Raw genomic sequence first — 14,249 nt, 5'->3', positions numbered from 1 at the left:
ACCAGGTGCGTGGGAATCTCCAGTTACCCGTGAGTCGCGGCGGAGCCGCGGCGGAGGCGGGGCCGGTGGGGAGGGTGGGGCGGGGTGAGACCGGGGGTGGGGTCGGGTGGGGGCCACGTAGGGTTTGGCCATGCTTGAGACCGCCGCCGCCGAGGAAGCACGAGCCGCGCTCGACGAGCTTCAGGGGCACGATGCCTGGGCGGTCATCCGGCGCAGCCCGACGCCGGGGGTGGACGGGGCGACGGTGACGCTGGTGGGCGGCACCCGCACGGAGGTCGCCAGCCTCCTCGACGTACCGCTCGAGCAGGGCCCGCCGCCGCCGGGGCGCCACTTCGACCGGCTGCTCGCGATCCCGTTCCGCCAGGTCGCCGAGCGCGGCTTCGAGGCCCACGACGACGGCACCCCGCTGGTGGTCGTCGACATCGAGACCGAGCGCGAACTACCGGTCGCCGACGTATTGGCCGCGCTGCCCGACGCCGAGGTCGACTTCACCGACCGTGGCGGCTTCGAGACCTCCGACGAGGACTACGCGAAGGTCGTCGAGACGATCATCCGCGACGAGATCGGTCAGGGCGAGGGCGCCAACCTGGTCGTGGGGCGCCACTACCGCGCGGTGGTGGCCGACTGGGGCCCCGACAAGGCGCTCACCGTCTTCCGGCGGCTGCTGGCCCGCGAGCGCGGCGCCTACTGGACGTTCTGCTTCTTCACCGGCGACCGCTTCCTGGTCGGTGCCAGCCCCGAGCGGCACGTCAGCGTGCACGGCGGCGACGTCCGGATGAACCCGATCAGCGGCACCTTCCGGGTCGACTCCGGCTCCTCGGCACCCGACGACGTCAAGGCGCGCCTGCTCGACTTCCTCGACGACGAGAAGGAGATCTACGAGCTCTTCATGGTCGTCGACGAAGAGCTCAAGATGATGTGCGAGATCTGCAACGAGGGCGGCCAGGTGCTCGGCCCGTTCCTCAAGCCGATGACCCACCTGGTGCACACCGAGTATCTGCTGGCCGGGCGCACCAGCCGCGACGTGCGCGAGGTGCTGCGCGACACCATGTACGCCGCCACCGTCACCGGCAGCCCGGTGGAGAACGCGTGCCGGCTGATCAAGGCCTACGAGGCCGAGGGGCGCGGCTACTACGGCGCGGCGCTGGCGCTGATCGGGCGCGACGCCCAGGGGCAGCCCACCGCGGACAGCCCGATCGTGATCCGCACCGCCGACGTCGACCCGGCCGGCAACCTCACGGTGACCGCCGGCGCCACCCTGGTCCGCGACTCCGACCCGGCCTACGAGGTCGCCGAGACCCACGCCAAGGCCGGCGGCATCCTGAGCGCCTTGGGTCTCGTCCCCGCCGCCGGCACCGCGGCCGAGGGCATCGCCGAGTTGACCCGCGACGAGGACGTGCTGATCGCCCTCAACGCGCGCAACCGCCGGCTCTCCGGCTTCTGGCTCACCGACCAGGGCGGCTCCGAGCCGGACCCGGCGCTGGCCGGCAAGTCCGTGGTGATCCTCGACGGCGAGGACGACTTCGTGAACATGCTGCGCCACGCGCTGAGCGTGCTCGGCATGACCAGCGAGGTGCTGCGCCACGAGGAGTACGCCGCGGGCGCGCTGGACGGCTACGACCTGGTCATCGTCGGCCCCGGCCCCGGCGACCCCCGCGACGGCGACGACCCGAAGATGGGCCGGCTGCGCGCCGCCGTCGCCGAGCTGCTCGAGCAGCGGCGTCCGTTCCTGGCGGTCTGCCTGGGCCACCAGGCGCTGTGCCACCAGCTCGGGCTGTCGCTGGCCTACAAGGACATCGTCTTCCAGGGCACGCAGTCCTCGGTCACCATCGGCGGTCGCACCGAGCGGGTCGGGTTCTACAACACCTTCGTCGCCCGCGCGGACGGTCCGCTGCCCGCCGGGGTCGAGGTCGAGGCCGACGAGGCCACCGGCGACATCCACCTGGTGCGCGGCCCGCACTACCGCGGCATCCAGTTCCACGCCGAGTCCATCCTGACCCAGCGCGGCTTCGAGCTCATCCACGAGACGGTGGGCGCGCTGCTGCGCGACGCGCCGGCCTAGCGCCCGCCAGCGCCGGCCCAGGGCCGGCCCAGCGCCGGCCGCACGGCGTCTCGGCCGCCGACAAACCGCCCGTCCGATTGTTGCGTCTGTCACCCTGGAGACTGGTCACGCGAGAGTCGGGGGACTGATGACTCGGATGCTGCGGTGGGTCGCCGTACTGGTCTCGATGGTGCTCGCGCTCGCCGCGTGCAGCGGGGGACCCGGCGACGAGCCCGAGTCCACGCCCCTGCCGAAGAGGGTCGCGCCGGCGACGCCGGTGGCCTCCGCCGACGCCGGCGACCCCAACATCGTGTTGGTGCTGATGGACGACTTCTCCATGGACCTGCTGCGGACCATGCCGAACGCCGCCGCGATGCGCGCGGCCGGCGCGTCCTACCCGCACGCCTACGTCGTCGACTCGCTGTGCTGCGTCTCGCGCGCCAGCATCGCCACCGGGCAGTACCCCCACCAGACCGGCGTCCTGACCAACACCGCGAACACGCCCAACGACTACGGACCGGTCGGAGGCTGGGAGGCGTTCGAGACCTACGGCAACGACGAGCGGGCCTTCAACGTGCGCCTGCAGCAGGCCGGCTACACGACCGGGTTCGTCGGCAAGTACCTCAACCAGTACGAGTGGAGACCCGGCGGCGAGATCCCCCCACCGCCGCCGGGCTGGGACGACTGGCGGGTGGTGTTCGGCTCGGCCTACGACGGCTGGGGCTTCGAGAGCACCTACGTCGAGGACGGCCGGGTGCACCTGCGCGAGCACCCGGCGCCGCCCGCGGACGCGTCGGCGGCCGAGAAGGACCGGGAGTACGCCGGCTCGGTGATCGGGCGCGGCGCCCTGGACTTCATCCGGGCGCGCCGCGACGACGACGCGCCGTACTTCCTGCAGGTCTCGCCGTACGCGACCCACTCCCGGGTCCAGCCGACCGGGGCCTACCCCGGCGACCCGCTCTTCCCGCCCGCCTTCAGTGACCGGGCCCGGCCGGGTCGGCCGCAGGGCGACTGCGGCGCCGTCCGCTGCCGCGACCTGACGCTGGCCGACCTGCCGGGTTACGGCGACGACCAGCAGGACAACGCGCCCCGGCTCACCGACGGCACCGTGGCGGAGTCCTGGAAGGGCGTCGCGCCCGAGATCACCCCGCAGGTGGCCGTGCGGACGCTGCGCGACCGGGCCCGGATGGCGCAGTCCGTCGACCGAATGCTGGGCAGGATCCTCGAGGCGGTCCCGGAGAACACCTACGTCGTGCTGACCTCCGACAACGGCTTCCACATCGGCCAGCACGGGCTCGGGCGCGGCAAGGGCACGCCGTACGTCTCCGACGCGCAGGTGCCGCTGCTGGTCACCGGCCCCGGCGTCGAGCAGGGCGAGCGCGACGCGGTGGTGAGCTCGCTGGACCTGGCGCCGACGTTCGAGGAGCTGGCCGGGCTCAGGCCCGAGCGCTACCGCGCCGGACGCTCCCTGGCCGCGACGCTGCGCGGTGGCGAGCAGCTGACGGCGCCCACCGGCCGGGACGCGCGCGACTTCGTCTTCTTCGAGCACACCTGGGCGCCCTCGCTCGGCGACGACCCGGACCGGTCCTACGCCGGCGGCACCCTGGACCTGATCCCCTCCTACGTCGCGGTGCGCTCGCGCGAGGCGCTGCTGGTCCGCCTCGACCTCGACCCGGACTGGGAGGAGACCTCCTACGCCTGGGAGTTCTACGACTACACCGACGTCGGCTGGGAGCAGACCAACAGCTACGGCGCCCCCGAGCACCGCGCCACGATCGCGGCCCTGACCCGCCGCCTCGAGCGCTTCGACGCCTGCGCCTCCGCGACGCGCGACGAGGCCGTCTCGCCCGGCTGCCGCCGGCTCACCGCGGGCCCCTGACCGCTCAGCCGGAGGCCTCGACCAGCCGGGTCAGCACGGCGCGCATCGTCGCCCGCACCACGGCCGGGCTCTCGGGGGACAGGTCGACGAGGTTGGCGGTGTCCACCTGGTCGCCGTGCTGGACGAACCCGGTGACCAGCAGCGCCTTGCGCTGCGGCTGTACGACGAGGCGCGCGGCGTCGGCGCCGGGCACGTCGACGCGGACGGCCTTGCCCTGCACCCGGTCGGCCATCTTCGCCCAGGCCTCCTCGAAGTCGCCGTCGAAGTACAGCGACGTCACGTCCAGGGAGACCCCGGCGTCCTTGTCCTCGGGGGCGTAGCTGCACGACTTCTGCACCCCCACGTCGCGCTCGTCGGGGGCCGCGGTGACGGCCGTCCCCAGCAGTCGCCCGGCCTCGGCGGCGGGCAGCGCCTCGCACGGGCTGGCCACGCTCGGCCCCGCCGGCGACCCGGCCGCGTGCGGGTTCTCCACCGCGGCCGGGTCGGCGCCCCCCTCCTGATCGTCACCACACGCGGTGAGCGCGGTGGCCAGGATCGCCACCGCCACCGCAAGCCGCCCCCGAAGGGCTGGGGTCACTCCTCATCACTCCCGAAGGTGACGTCCACCGTCTGCTCCTTGCCGTCGCGCGTCAGCTTGATCTCGGCCTGGTCCCCGGGCCGGTGCGCGTACAGATTAGCGATCAGCGCATCGGAGCTGGCGGTGTGCAGGTCCCCGATGTCGGTGATCACGTCGCCCACCTCGATGCCGGCCTCGTCGGCGGGCCCGCCGGGCTCCACCTCGGTGATCAGCGCGCCGCTGGGGACGCCCTCGGTGATCTCGGCGTCCTCGGTGGCCACCCCGAGCCGCGGGTGGGTGGGCGTGTCGCCGGCGCGCATCTGCTCGATGATCGGCAGCACGTCGCTGATCGGGATGGCGTAGCCGATGCCGATGGAGCCCAGGTCGCCGCCCGTGCCCGCGGAGTTGCGGGCCAGCTCGATGGAGGCGTTGATCCCGATCACCTCGCCGGCCATGTTCACCAGGGCGCCACCGGAGTTGCCCGGGTTGATCGCGGCGTCGGTCTGGATCGCGCCGTAGACGACGCGCTTGGCCTGGTCGCCGGCCTGGGGCATCACGATCGGGCGGCGCAGGGCGCTGATGATGCCGGCGGTGACCGTGGCCTGCAGCCCGTAGGGGGAGCCGACCGCGACGACCGCCTGCCCGACCTCGGCGGCGTCGGAGGAGCCGAGCACGGCGACCTCGAGGTCCGAGACGTCCTGGGCCTGGAGCAGCGCGGTGTCGGTGGCCGGGTCGGTCCCGACGATCTCGGCCTCGGCGACGGAGCCGTCGTCGAAGGAGATGGTGACGCTGCCGCCGTCGAGGGCGGACTCCACCACGTGGTTGTTGGTGACGATCTCGCCGTCCTCGCTGAGCACGATCCCCGACCCGCTGCCGCCCCCTCCGCTGGCGTCGCGCGCGTCGATCTTCACCACGACCGGCAGCACCTCGCGGGCCACCACGTTGACCGAGACCAGGTCGAGGGGGTCGAGCTCGCTGGTGTCGACGTCGCCGGAGCCGACCTCGACGCTGGAGTCCTCGTCGTCGAAGGCGTCGAAGGCCCAGGCGCCGCCCAGGCCGGCCAGCAGGCCGAGCACCAGGCTCCCGGCGAGGACACCGGCCAACAGGCCCTTGCCGCCGCCGCCACCGCCGCGGCGGCGGTCGACGCGCTCACGCCCGCGTCCGCCGCGCTGGTCGGGCGGTGGCGGGTAGGCACCCCACTGCTGGCCCGGCGGGTACTGGCCGGGCTGTGGCTGCTGCTGTGGCTGCTGGGGACCCCGATAGGGCTGCTGGGGACCCTGCTGCGGCTGCTGCGGGCCCTGGTAGGGCTGCTGGGGTGGGGTGGGCGGCTGGCTCATGGGCACCAGCCTGCCCCACCGGACCCCGCCGTGAACCCGATATCACTCAGCATCCGCGCGTCCCGGCAGCCACAGCCGCATCCGCGCACCGCCGTACGGCGAGCGGGTGGCCTCCACGGTGCCGGAGTGGCGCAGCGCGACCTGCCGCACGATCGAGAGCCCCAGCCCCGACCCGGGCAGCGAGCGCGACTCCGAGGAGCGCCAGAACCGGTCGAAGACGTGGGGCAGGTCCTCCTCGGCGATGCCGGGGCCCTCGTCGTCGATGCTCAGCCAGCCGTCCTCGAGGTGCACCCGGACGGTGCCGCCCTCGGGGCTCCATTTGGCGGCGTTGTCGAGCAGGTTGAGCACGCTGCGCTCCAGGGCGGGCGGCTCACCGGTGACCCACCACGGCGTCAGCGAGACCTCGAAGGCCAGGTCGGGCGCGCGGCGGCGGACCCGCGCGACCGCGCGCTCGACGGTCTCGGCGAGGTCGACGCCCTCGACGACGTGCTCCATCGGCTCGTCGCGGGCCAGCTCGACCAGGTCGCCGATCAGCGTGGTGAACTCCTGGATCTGGGCGCGCACGTCGGCCAGCAGTTCGGCGCGCGCCTCGGGCGGCAGGCCGCCGCGTCCGTCGGCCTGGGCGAGCAGGTCGAGGTTGGTGCGCAGCGAGGTGAGCGGGGTCCGCAGCTCGTGGCCGGCGTCGGCGATCAGCTGGCGCTGCCGGTCGCGGGAGGCGGCCAGCGCGGTCAGCATGGTGTTGAAGGAGGTGGCCAGCCGGGCGATCTCGTCGTCGCCCTCCACGGTCAGCGGCGTCAGGTCCTCGGTGCGCGCGATCTCCTCCACCTCGGCGGTCAGCCGCCGCACCGGGCGCAGGCCGTTGCGGGCCACCGCCCAGCCGGCGAGGGCGGCGACGACGACGCCGATGCCGCCGATCACCAGCATCACCGTGCCCATCTTGCGCAGCGTGCTGTCCTGCGGCTCCAGGGACTGGGCCAGCACCAGCGCCTGCCCGTCCTCGGTCGGCCAGGTGACCACCCGGTAGCGGACCCCGTCGCTGGCGGTGAGCGTGCGGATCGAGTGCGGCCGGGTGCCCGAGGCGACCGCGATCTCGGGCTCGCCGAGGTTCAGCTCGGAGACGTCGCCGAGCGCGCGCCAGCGGCGGTCCTCGGTGATGAAGAGGATCTGCACGTCCGCGGCGCCCAGCGCCCACGACGGGACCTGGGTGCCGCTCAGCACGTCGGCCTCCGCGGCCCGCTCCGCGCGCTCGAGCAGCGACTCGTCGAGCGCCTCCATGCTCTGCATGCGCACCGTCGCGTAGGCGCCCAGGGCGACGAAGGCGACGGCGAAGGCGACGGCCATCGTGCTCAGCAGCGTGACCCGGCTGGCCAGCGAGCGGCGGTAGTGCCAGCGGCGCCCCTCCCACCGGTTGCCGGGGTCGGTGCGGTCGGGGCCGAGCAGGGTGCTCATGTCTCCTTCAGCACGTAGCCGACACCGCGCACCGTGTGCAGCAGGCGCGGCTCGCCCTCGGCCTCGGTCTTGCGCCGCAGGTAGCCCACGTAGACCTCCAGCGAGTTGGCCGTGGTGGGGAAGTCGTAGCCCCACACCTCCTCGAGGATGAAGGCCCGCTCCAGCACCCGGCGGGGGCGGCGCAGGAACATCTCCAGCAGGGTGAACTCGGTGCGGGTGAGCTCGATCAGCCGCTCGCCGCGGCGTACCTCGCGGGTGGCCAGGTCCATGCTCAGGTCGGCGAAGGAGAGCACCTCGTCCGGGGCGTCGCGCGGGACGACGCGGCGCAGCAGGGCGCGCAGCCGGGCCAGGAGCTCCTCGAGCGCGAACGGCTTGGTGAGGTAGTCGTCGGCGCCGGCGTCGAGCCCGTCCACCCGGTCGCCCACGGCGTCGCGCGCGGTGAGCACCAGGATCGGTACGTCGTGGCCGGCGGCCCGCAGCGCGCGGGTCGCCTCCAGGCCGTTGAGGCGCGGCATCATCACGTCCATCACCACGACGTCCGGTGCGGCGGCGGCGAAGCCCGCGAGCGCCTCGGCGCCGTCGGCGGCCAGCGCCACGTCGTACCCGTTGAACTCCAGGGAGCGGCGCAGCGACTCGCGCACCGCCTTGTCGTCGTCGACGACGAGCACGCGGGGCTTCGAGTCGGGCTTGGGTCCGTGCTTGAGACCCCCGACGGATGCGGCACTCACGCCGACCACTGTGCCAGCCCAGCCTGAGCCACGTCTGAGAGCGCGGCGGGTCGCGGCGACTGCTCAGGAGGAGGTGAGGCGCTGCAGGCGCAGCTCGTCGCGGATCGCGTAGGGGATCGGGCGTCGCGCCCGCTCCAGGTGCTGCACGTACGCCTCCAGCGCCGCGAGCAGCGCCGCGCGCGCCTGCGTCGCCGACGAGCTGCGGGGCTGGGTGCGCTCGTAGGCGAGCACCTCGCGAGCACGCAGGACCGCCTCCCACAACTCGGCCGCCGACGCCTCGGCGCCTGCACCGGATTGGTTTCGCGGGGTGGAACCGTCACCTTGCTTACGCATCTGCAACGACCTCTCTGCCGGCCGGGCCGCACCCAAGCAGCACTCGCGGACACCGCCCAATGTACGCCGCGTCACATCACGATGCCCGTTCCTTGCCCGCGCCGCCGGCGACCGTGGCGGTTGCTTGGTTGGAGCAAGTTCGTACGGTGGGGGGTATGGCTCTCCCGCTCTCGATCCTGGACCTCGCTCCCATCGCCCCCACCGAGACCGCCGCCGAGAGTCTCGCCGCCAGCGTCAGCCTGGCGCAGGCCGCGGAGACGCACGGCTATCGCCGGGTCTGGTACGCCGAGCACCACAACATGCCCGGCATCGCGTCCTCGGCGACCGCCGTGGTGATCGCGCACGTGGCCGCGCACACCCGCACCATCCGGCTCGGCGCCGGCGGGGTGATGCTGCCCAACCACTCCCCGTTGACCATCGCCGAGCAGTTCGGCACGCTCGAGACCCTGCACCCCGGACGCATCGACCTCGGCCTGGGGCGGGCGCCCGGCAGTGACCAGAACACCATGCGCGCGCTGCGGCGCTCGCCCGCCTCCGCCCAGGGGTTCCCCCAGGACGTCCAGGAGCTCCAGGGGTTCCTGCGCGGCGAGTCGCTGATCCCGGGCGTGCAGGCCGTGCCGGGGGCCGGCACCGACGTGCCGCTCTACATCCTCGGCTCGTCGCTGTTCGGCGCCCAGCTGGCCGCCGCGCTGGGTCTGCCCTACGCCTTCGCCTCGCACTTCGCCCCGGCCGCCCTGCACGACGCAGTGGCCACCTACCGCCGTGACTTCAAGCCCTCGCGCCAGCTCGCCGAGCCGTACGTGATCGCCGGGGTCAACGTCGTCGCCGCCGACGACGAGGCACACGCGCGTGAGCAGTTGGACCGGCGGCGCCGCGACTTCGTCCGCGGGATGGTGAGCCGTCCGGCCGCCCCCGGGGCCGAGGCGCCCGAGTACAGCGACGAGCAGATCGACGCCTTCCTGACCACCCCCGATGGTCGCCAGCTCGCGGACATGCTGCGCTACAGCGCGGTGGGCACCCCGGAGCAGGTGCGCGACTACCTCACCACGTTCGCCGCCGAGGCCGCCGCGGACGAGCTGATCGTCGCCCACCAGTCCACCGTGCTCGCCGACCGCCTCCGCTCCGTAGAGCTCACCGCCGCCGCCCTAGCCTGACCCCCGCAGATGCGCGAGTCGGCGTGAACTCGCGCGCGGAGATGCGCGAGTCGGCGTGAACTCGCGACTGGGTGGGCGCGAGTCGGCGTGAACTCGCGACTGGCGGAGGTGTAGGCGGGCTGGGTGGGCCTCTCCACGGGCGTACGACGACCCGCGCCCCGTCCGCTTACCCGCAGGTAATTGGTGGATCGCACGCACCAGGTGCACGGGAATCTCCAGTTACTTGTCGGTCACCTGGGGGCGCCCCCGGGGGCAGGTGGGCGATGGCGCGCGGGCGTCCGGAGTGGCTTGGCCCGCGGCGATGGTCCGCTGAGCCGCCAGCGGTGCCCCGAGTTCCGCGGGCCCACTCGGATCCCCCTCGAGTCGGCCCGCTACCCGCCCTCCGAAGGCTTACCCGCAGGTAACTGGTGGATCGCACGCCAGGTGCACGGGAACCTCCAGTTGCCTGTGGGTCACCGGGGGGCCGACGTGGGCGGGCGGGCGGGCCCTGGTCGCGGGTGTCCGGAGTGGCCCGGCGCGGCGGGCTAGAGAGCGCTAGAACGCGTCGGCGACCGCGGCGGCCCGCGCGCCGTACCCGCCGCCGAACATGCAGGCGTGCACCAGCAGCGGGTGGAGCTGGTGCAGCCCTTGGCGCTCGAGCCAGCCGTCCTGGAGGGGGCGTCCGCGCGCGTCGGCCTCGTCGACGTACGCCTCGAGCACCCGCTGCAGGTGCGGCAGCCCGAACAGCGCCAGCATCGCCAGGTCGCTCTCCCGGTGCCCGCCGTGGGCCGCGGGGTCGATCAGGTACGGCGTGGCGTCGCTGCCCCACAGCACGTTGCCGCTCCACAGGTCGCCGTGCAGCCGGGCCGGGGGCTCCTCGGGCACGAGCTCGCCGAGGCGGTGCGCCAGCCGGTCGATCTTCGCGGCCTGCTCGTCGCTCACCGCCCCGCGGCCGTAGGCGAGCTTGAGGTAGGGCAGCACCCGCCGGGTGGCGAAGAACTCCGCCCAGGTCGGGGCCGGGCGGTTCGGCAGCGGGAGCAGGCCGATGTAGCCGTCGTGCTCCATGCCGTACGTCGGGTGCCCGGCGAGGTGGGTGATCGCCAGCGCCCGGCCGAACGCCGCGGCGGTGTCGGTGGTGACCTTGCCCGGCTCGATCCAGCGCAGGATCACGCAGTCGTCGGCGGCGGCGAGCAGCTCGGGCACGGCGACGCCGCCGTCACCGGTGGCGGCGCTGAGCCAGCGCAGCCCTCGCGCCTCCGCGGCGAACATGCCCGCGGGCGGATGGGGGTGGGTCTTCATCAGGGCGTTGCGACCGTCGCTGAGCCGCAGCCGGGTGGCCGTCGCGACGTCACCGCCGGCGACCGGAGCCGTAGCCGCGACCGCACAGCCGAGGAGCTCCTCGGCGCGACGGGCGACCAACGGCTGGCGGGTCATCGAGGCAGGTCCCGCTCCAAGGCGGTGACGAGGGCGGCGCACGTCCGCTCGACCATCCTCAGCACCTCCTCGAACCCGTCGTCCCCACCGTAGTACGGGTCCGGAACCTCCCCACCCGGCTCACGCGGATCGAAGTCCCGGAAGAGCCGGACCCGGTCCACGTCGCTGGACACCGCGAGGTCCAGCACGTCGGACAGGTTCTGCGCGTCCATCGCCAGCACCAGGTCGTGCTCCTCGAGCCAGACCGACTCGAACTGCTGCGCGCGGTGCCGGGTCGCGTCGTACCCGGCGGCGGTCAGGGTGGCCGCCGCGCGCCGGTCCATCGGCTTGCCGACGTGCCAGTCGGCGGTGCCGGCGCTGATCACCTCCACCCGGTCCGCAAGCCCGGCCTCGGCGACGCGCTGACTCAGCACCACGTCGGCCATCGGGGAGCGGCAGATGTTGCCCAGGCAGACCAGCACGATCCGGTACGGCGGCCCGTCGAGCGGCGTGGGCAGCGCGGGCGGCGTCGCCCCGGCCCGTTCGGGCGCGGGCTCAGTCATCGTCCACGGCCACGTCGATGAAGCCCGTCACCAGCGTGATCACCACCGCGCCGAGCACCGCGGTCCAGAAGCCGTCGACGTGGAAGCCGATGCCGACCTGGCCGGCGATCCAGGAGGTCAGCTCGAGCATGGCGGCGTTGATCACCAGCAGGAACAGCCCCACGGTGAGCACGATGAACGGCAGTGAGAGGACCTTCACCACCGGCTCCACGAAGGCCGTGACCAACCCCAGGATCAGGGCGACCAGCAGCAGCGGGCCGATCTTCTCGGTGACCTCGTCCTGGCCCGAGGAGGGCCCGTCGAACCAGATCCCGTCCAGGAGCCAGGCGGCCACGGCCAGAGCGATCGCATTGGTCACCAGCCACAGGAGGGTCTTCTTCACGTGGCCGATCCTAGGCTGAGTCCCAGCGCCCAGAGGATGTCCCGCTCGGCGTCGGCGAGATGCTGATCGAGGTACGCGGCGGCGCCGTCCACGTCGTCGGCCTCGAGCAGCAGCACCAGCTGGGTGTGCGAGTCGGCCTGGTCGTGGGCGTTGCGGCGGATCCGGTCGATCTGGGCCAGCGCGAGCTTGAGCTCGGTGACCAGGGTGTCGGCCATGTGCACCAGCCGCGGCGAGCCGAGCAGGCCCACCAGCGAGACGTGGAAGGCCAGGTGGCGCTCGTTGAGCTGCTGGTACGACGCGCCGTCGCGGACCGCGCCGGTGTAGGCCTCCAGCGTGGTGCGGACCGCGCGGCGGTGCTCGGGGTCGGCCTCGCGCCAGTGCCGTACGCCGGCCCCCTCGAGCACCGCACGGGCGCGGATCACGTCGCGCACGGAGTCGGGGTGGGTCGTCGCGACCGACACTCCGCGGTGCGGCTCGCGGGTGGCGATGCCCTCGGCGACCAGGATCGCCAGCGCCTCGCGCACGGTGGAGCGCGCCACGCCCAGCGACTCGGCCAGCGCCACCTCGCGCAGCGGCGTGCCGGAGGCCAGCTCGCCGTCGAAGACCGCGCGGCGCAGCTCGCCGACGGCCCGGTCGACCGTGGAGGAGTGGTCCAGGCGAAGCGTGCCGAACTGCTCGGTCATGGCTCTCTTCCCCGGGGACGGCGAATGGGCTGGGCCCACATTGTCCGACACCGGCTTGCCACATGCACGCGGGACCAGCACACTGAGCCTTCCTGTCTGATTGTCAGACAATCCGACACTCGGACCCGAGGGGGACGCATGACCGCACGCGCACACGACCGGGGCGCCCTGGCCTGGGGCCGCCATTACGCCATGGTGCGGCCCGACTACTTCCGGGTGGACTACGTGATCAACCCGTTCATGGACGTGCGTGACCAGCCCGACCCCGCGCTGGCGCGCCGGCAGTGGGACGCGCTGGTGGCGACGCTGCGCGCGCTGGGCGCCGAGGTCGACGTGATCGCCCAGCGCGCCGACGCCCCGGACATGGTCTACGCGATGAACCTGGGCCTCGGCGTGGTCCGGGCGGACGGCGGGCGCCACGTGGTGATGTCGCACATGCGCTTCCCCGAGCGCCGGATGGAGGGCGCCAGCGCTCAGCCGTGGTTCGCCGAGCGTGGCTGGAGCACGTCGTACGTCGGTCGCGACGGGGTCGGCGCGCACTTCGAGGCCGGCGACGCGTTCGCGTTCGGCGACGCGCTGGTCGTCGGCCACGGCCCCCGCACCGACGAGCTCGGCCTCGAGCACCTGGCCGCCGACCTCGGCGTCCGGGTCCGCGGCGTGCGGATCACCCACCCCGGGATGTACCACCTCGACCTCGCCTTCCACCCGCTCGACCAGCGCCGGGCGATGGTCTGCCCCTCGGCGTTCGACGCGGAGAGCGCGCAGGCCCTGCTGGACCTGGTGCCCGAGCCGCTGGTGCTCACCGAGGAGGAGGCGCTGACGTTCTGTGCCAACTCCGTGGTGGTCGGGCGCACGGTGGTGATGCCGGCCTGCCCCGACCGGGTCCGCGCCCAGCTGGAGGAGTGGGGCTTCGAGATCGTCGTGCTGGACCTGTCCGAGTTCCACAAGGGCGGCGGCTCCATCCGCTGCCTGACCAACCCCCTCGACGTCACCCTCGGCCGGGACCTGCCGCTGGTGCCCGGCGGCCAGGTCGTGCTGCCCGGCCCGATCGCCGCCGCGGTGCTGGACGACGAGGCGGAGGTCGCCGCCTGAGTGGTCTGGGCCATCACGCTAGCCTCGCCGCCATGACGCCAGGCGCCATGACAGTGACCGCGGCCAGCGGCGTGCCGGTGGGTGGGGTCGAGTTCATGGTGCTCGCCGCCGCCGTGTCCGGGCTCTTCTTCGCGCTCCTCGCCCTGCTGCTCAAGCGCTGGGTCGGCTGGGTCACCGGGTGGGCGTTGCCGGGCCTGCTGTGGTCGCTGGTGGTGATCGCCCTGGTCACGCTGGTCCCGGCGGAGTCGGCCACGGACGTGGTCTCGCCCGAGGGCCGCCTGCCGGGCTGCTCGTGGGACATCGGCGGACCCGCCCCGGAAGGCTTCTGGATCTTCGACGGCGGGCAGCGCACGCTCAACACCGCGCTCTTCGTCCCCTCCGGTGCCCTGCTGGTGCTGACCGCGGCGCGCTGGCGCAGCGGCTGGGTGCTGGTCCCGCTCGGGCTGGTCCTGCTCGCCCTGTACTCGGCCGGCATCGAGTACACCCAGCTCGAGCTGGCCCGTCTCGACCGGGCCTGCGACGTCACCGACGTGATCGACAACGTCACCGGCGCCGTCCTCGGTGTCGGGATCGGACTGGTGCTCGCGCTGGTGCTCAGGCCCTGGGAGTTCCGCCGCACCTGGCGGCCCCGCAGGTGAGCCGGGTACTAGCCTGAGGCGC

14 protein-coding genes are annotated in these 14,249 nt (G+C 73.5%); 5 read left to right on the top strand and 9 right to left on the bottom strand.

The annotated features are described in order from the left end of the window. Positions 1-130: 130 nt before the first annotated feature. Both AC6EI4_RS16750 and AC6EI4_RS16745 read left to right on the top strand, forming a co-directional pair. The gene (locus tag AC6EI4_RS16750) at positions 131-2,062 is read left to right on the top strand and encodes an anthranilate synthase family protein (RefSeq protein WP_498452158.1); all 1,932 of its coding nucleotides are present in this window, start codon (positions 131-133) and stop codon (positions 2,060-2,062) included. 127 nt (positions 2,063-2,189) lie between these two features. Further along, on the top strand, positions 2,190-3,920 hold the full coding sequence (locus tag AC6EI4_RS16745; protein WP_498452157.1) for a sulfatase-like hydrolase/transferase: 1,731 nt from the start codon (positions 2,190-2,192) through the stop codon (positions 3,918-3,920). A gap of 4 nt (positions 3,921-3,924) precedes the next feature. Here AC6EI4_RS16745 and AC6EI4_RS16740 read toward each other — a convergent pair whose 3' ends face one another. From AC6EI4_RS16740 to AC6EI4_RS16720, 5 genes are all read right to left on the bottom strand, one after another. Continuing rightward, positions 3,925-4,497, bottom strand: coding sequence for a hypothetical protein (locus AC6EI4_RS16740; RefSeq protein WP_498452156.1), 573 nt, complete (start codon positions 4,495-4,497; stop codon positions 3,925-3,927). Next, a complete protein-coding gene (locus AC6EI4_RS16735) occupies positions 4,494-5,813 on the bottom strand; it encodes a S1C family serine protease (RefSeq protein WP_498452155.1) in 1,320 nt (439 codons plus the stop codon). Before AC6EI4_RS16735 ends, AC6EI4_RS16740 begins: the two co-directional genes overlap by 4 nt. Before the next feature lie 42 nt (positions 5,814-5,855). Continuing rightward, positions 5,856-7,262, bottom strand: a complete 1,407-nt coding sequence (locus AC6EI4_RS16730) for a sensor histidine kinase (protein WP_498452154.1) — start codon at positions 7,260-7,262, stop codon at positions 5,856-5,858. Then, the gene (locus tag AC6EI4_RS16725; RefSeq protein WP_498419755.1) at positions 7,259-7,990 is read right to left on the bottom strand and encodes a response regulator transcription factor; all 732 of its coding nucleotides are present in this window, start codon (positions 7,988-7,990) and stop codon (positions 7,259-7,261) included. Before AC6EI4_RS16725 ends, AC6EI4_RS16730 begins: the two co-directional genes overlap by 4 nt. A gap of 63 nt (positions 7,991-8,053) precedes the next feature. Continuing rightward, positions 8,054-8,251: a hypothetical protein gene (locus AC6EI4_RS16720; RefSeq protein ID WP_498419754.1), complete on the bottom strand. Its 198-nt coding sequence runs from the start codon at positions 8,249-8,251 to the stop codon at positions 8,054-8,056. A gap of 227 nt (positions 8,252-8,478) precedes the next feature. On the opposite strand from AC6EI4_RS16720, the gene AC6EI4_RS16715 reads away from it, so the two are divergent. Further along, on the top strand, positions 8,479-9,477 hold the full coding sequence (locus AC6EI4_RS16715) for an LLM class flavin-dependent oxidoreductase (protein WP_498452153.1): 999 nt from the start codon (positions 8,479-8,481) through the stop codon (positions 9,475-9,477). Between the two features lie 534 nt (positions 9,478-10,011). Here AC6EI4_RS16715 and AC6EI4_RS16710 read toward each other — a convergent pair. The 4 genes from AC6EI4_RS16710 to AC6EI4_RS16695 are packed head-to-tail and all read right to left on the bottom strand — an operon-like array spanning position 10,012 to position 12,497. Continuing rightward, positions 10,012-10,890, bottom strand: coding sequence for a fructosamine kinase family protein (locus AC6EI4_RS16710; protein WP_498452152.1), 879 nt, complete (start codon positions 10,888-10,890; stop codon positions 10,012-10,014). Then, positions 10,887-11,432 carry a low molecular weight protein-tyrosine-phosphatase gene (locus AC6EI4_RS16705; protein WP_498452151.1) on the bottom strand — a complete coding sequence of 182 codons (546 nt, stop codon included), beginning with the start codon at positions 11,430-11,432 and terminating at the stop codon, positions 10,887-10,889. The genes AC6EI4_RS16710 and AC6EI4_RS16705 overlap by 4 nt, the downstream gene beginning before the upstream one ends. Continuing rightward, positions 11,425-11,814, bottom strand: coding sequence for a phage holin family protein (locus tag AC6EI4_RS16700; protein WP_498419748.1), 390 nt, complete (start codon positions 11,812-11,814; stop codon positions 11,425-11,427). The genes AC6EI4_RS16705 and AC6EI4_RS16700 overlap by 8 nt, the downstream gene beginning before the upstream one ends. After that, entirely contained in the window at positions 11,811-12,497 is a 687-nt protein-coding gene (locus AC6EI4_RS16695; protein WP_498419746.1) for a GntR family transcriptional regulator, read from the bottom strand. Before AC6EI4_RS16695 ends, AC6EI4_RS16700 begins: the two co-directional genes overlap by 4 nt. Before the next feature lie 138 nt (positions 12,498-12,635). Between AC6EI4_RS16695 and AC6EI4_RS16690 the strand changes: the two genes are divergently transcribed. Then, entirely contained in the window at positions 12,636-13,589 is a 954-nt protein-coding gene (locus AC6EI4_RS16690; RefSeq protein WP_498452150.1) for a dimethylarginine dimethylaminohydrolase family protein, read from the top strand. 32 nt (positions 13,590-13,621) lie between these two features. Next, positions 13,622-14,227 (top strand): VanZ family protein, encoded by a 606-nt coding sequence (locus tag AC6EI4_RS16685; RefSeq protein WP_498452149.1) that lies wholly within the window; start codon positions 13,622-13,624, stop codon positions 14,225-14,227. Positions 14,228-14,249: the final 22 nt, after the last annotated feature.

Source organism: Nocardioides sp. Z43_10, from assembly GCF_059766615.1.
The sequence above is the reverse complement of the archived record's forward strand: the minus strand, read 5'-3'. Positions and strand labels throughout refer to the sequence as shown.

Bases quoted from the DNA above. Each gene is read 5' to 3' on its own strand.
- AC6EI4_RS16750 (WP_498452158.1), top strand. From the start codon at position 131: ATGCTTGAGACCGCCGCCGCCGAGGAAGCACGAGCCGCGCTCGACGAG.
- AC6EI4_RS16745 (WP_498452157.1), top strand. From the start codon at position 2,190: ATGACTCGGATGCTGCGGTGGGTCGCCGTACTGGTCTCGATGGTGCTC.
- AC6EI4_RS16735 (WP_498452155.1), bottom strand. From the start codon at position 5,813: ATGAGCCAGCCGCCCACCCCACCCCAGCAGCCCTACCAGGGCCCGCAG.
- AC6EI4_RS16730 (WP_498452154.1), bottom strand. From the start codon at position 7,262: ATGAGCACCCTGCTCGGCCCCGACCGCACCGACCCCGGCAACCGGTGG.
- AC6EI4_RS16715 (WP_498452153.1), top strand. From the start codon at position 8,479: ATGGCTCTCCCGCTCTCGATCCTGGACCTCGCTCCCATCGCCCCCACC.
- AC6EI4_RS16710 (WP_498452152.1), bottom strand. From the start codon at position 10,890: ATGACCCGCCAGCCGTTGGTCGCCCGTCGCGCCGAGGAGCTCCTCGGC.
- AC6EI4_RS16705 (WP_498452151.1), bottom strand. From the start codon at position 11,432: ATGACTGAGCCCGCGCCCGAACGGGCCGGGGCGACGCCGCCCGCGCTG.
- AC6EI4_RS16695 (WP_498419746.1), bottom strand. From the start codon at position 12,497: ATGACCGAGCAGTTCGGCACGCTTCGCCTGGACCACTCCTCCACGGTC.
- AC6EI4_RS16690 (WP_498452150.1), top strand. From the start codon at position 12,636: ATGACCGCACGCGCACACGACCGGGGCGCCCTGGCCTGGGGCCGCCAT.
- AC6EI4_RS16685 (WP_498452149.1), top strand. From the start codon at position 13,622: ATGACGCCAGGCGCCATGACAGTGACCGCGGCCAGCGGCGTGCCGGTG.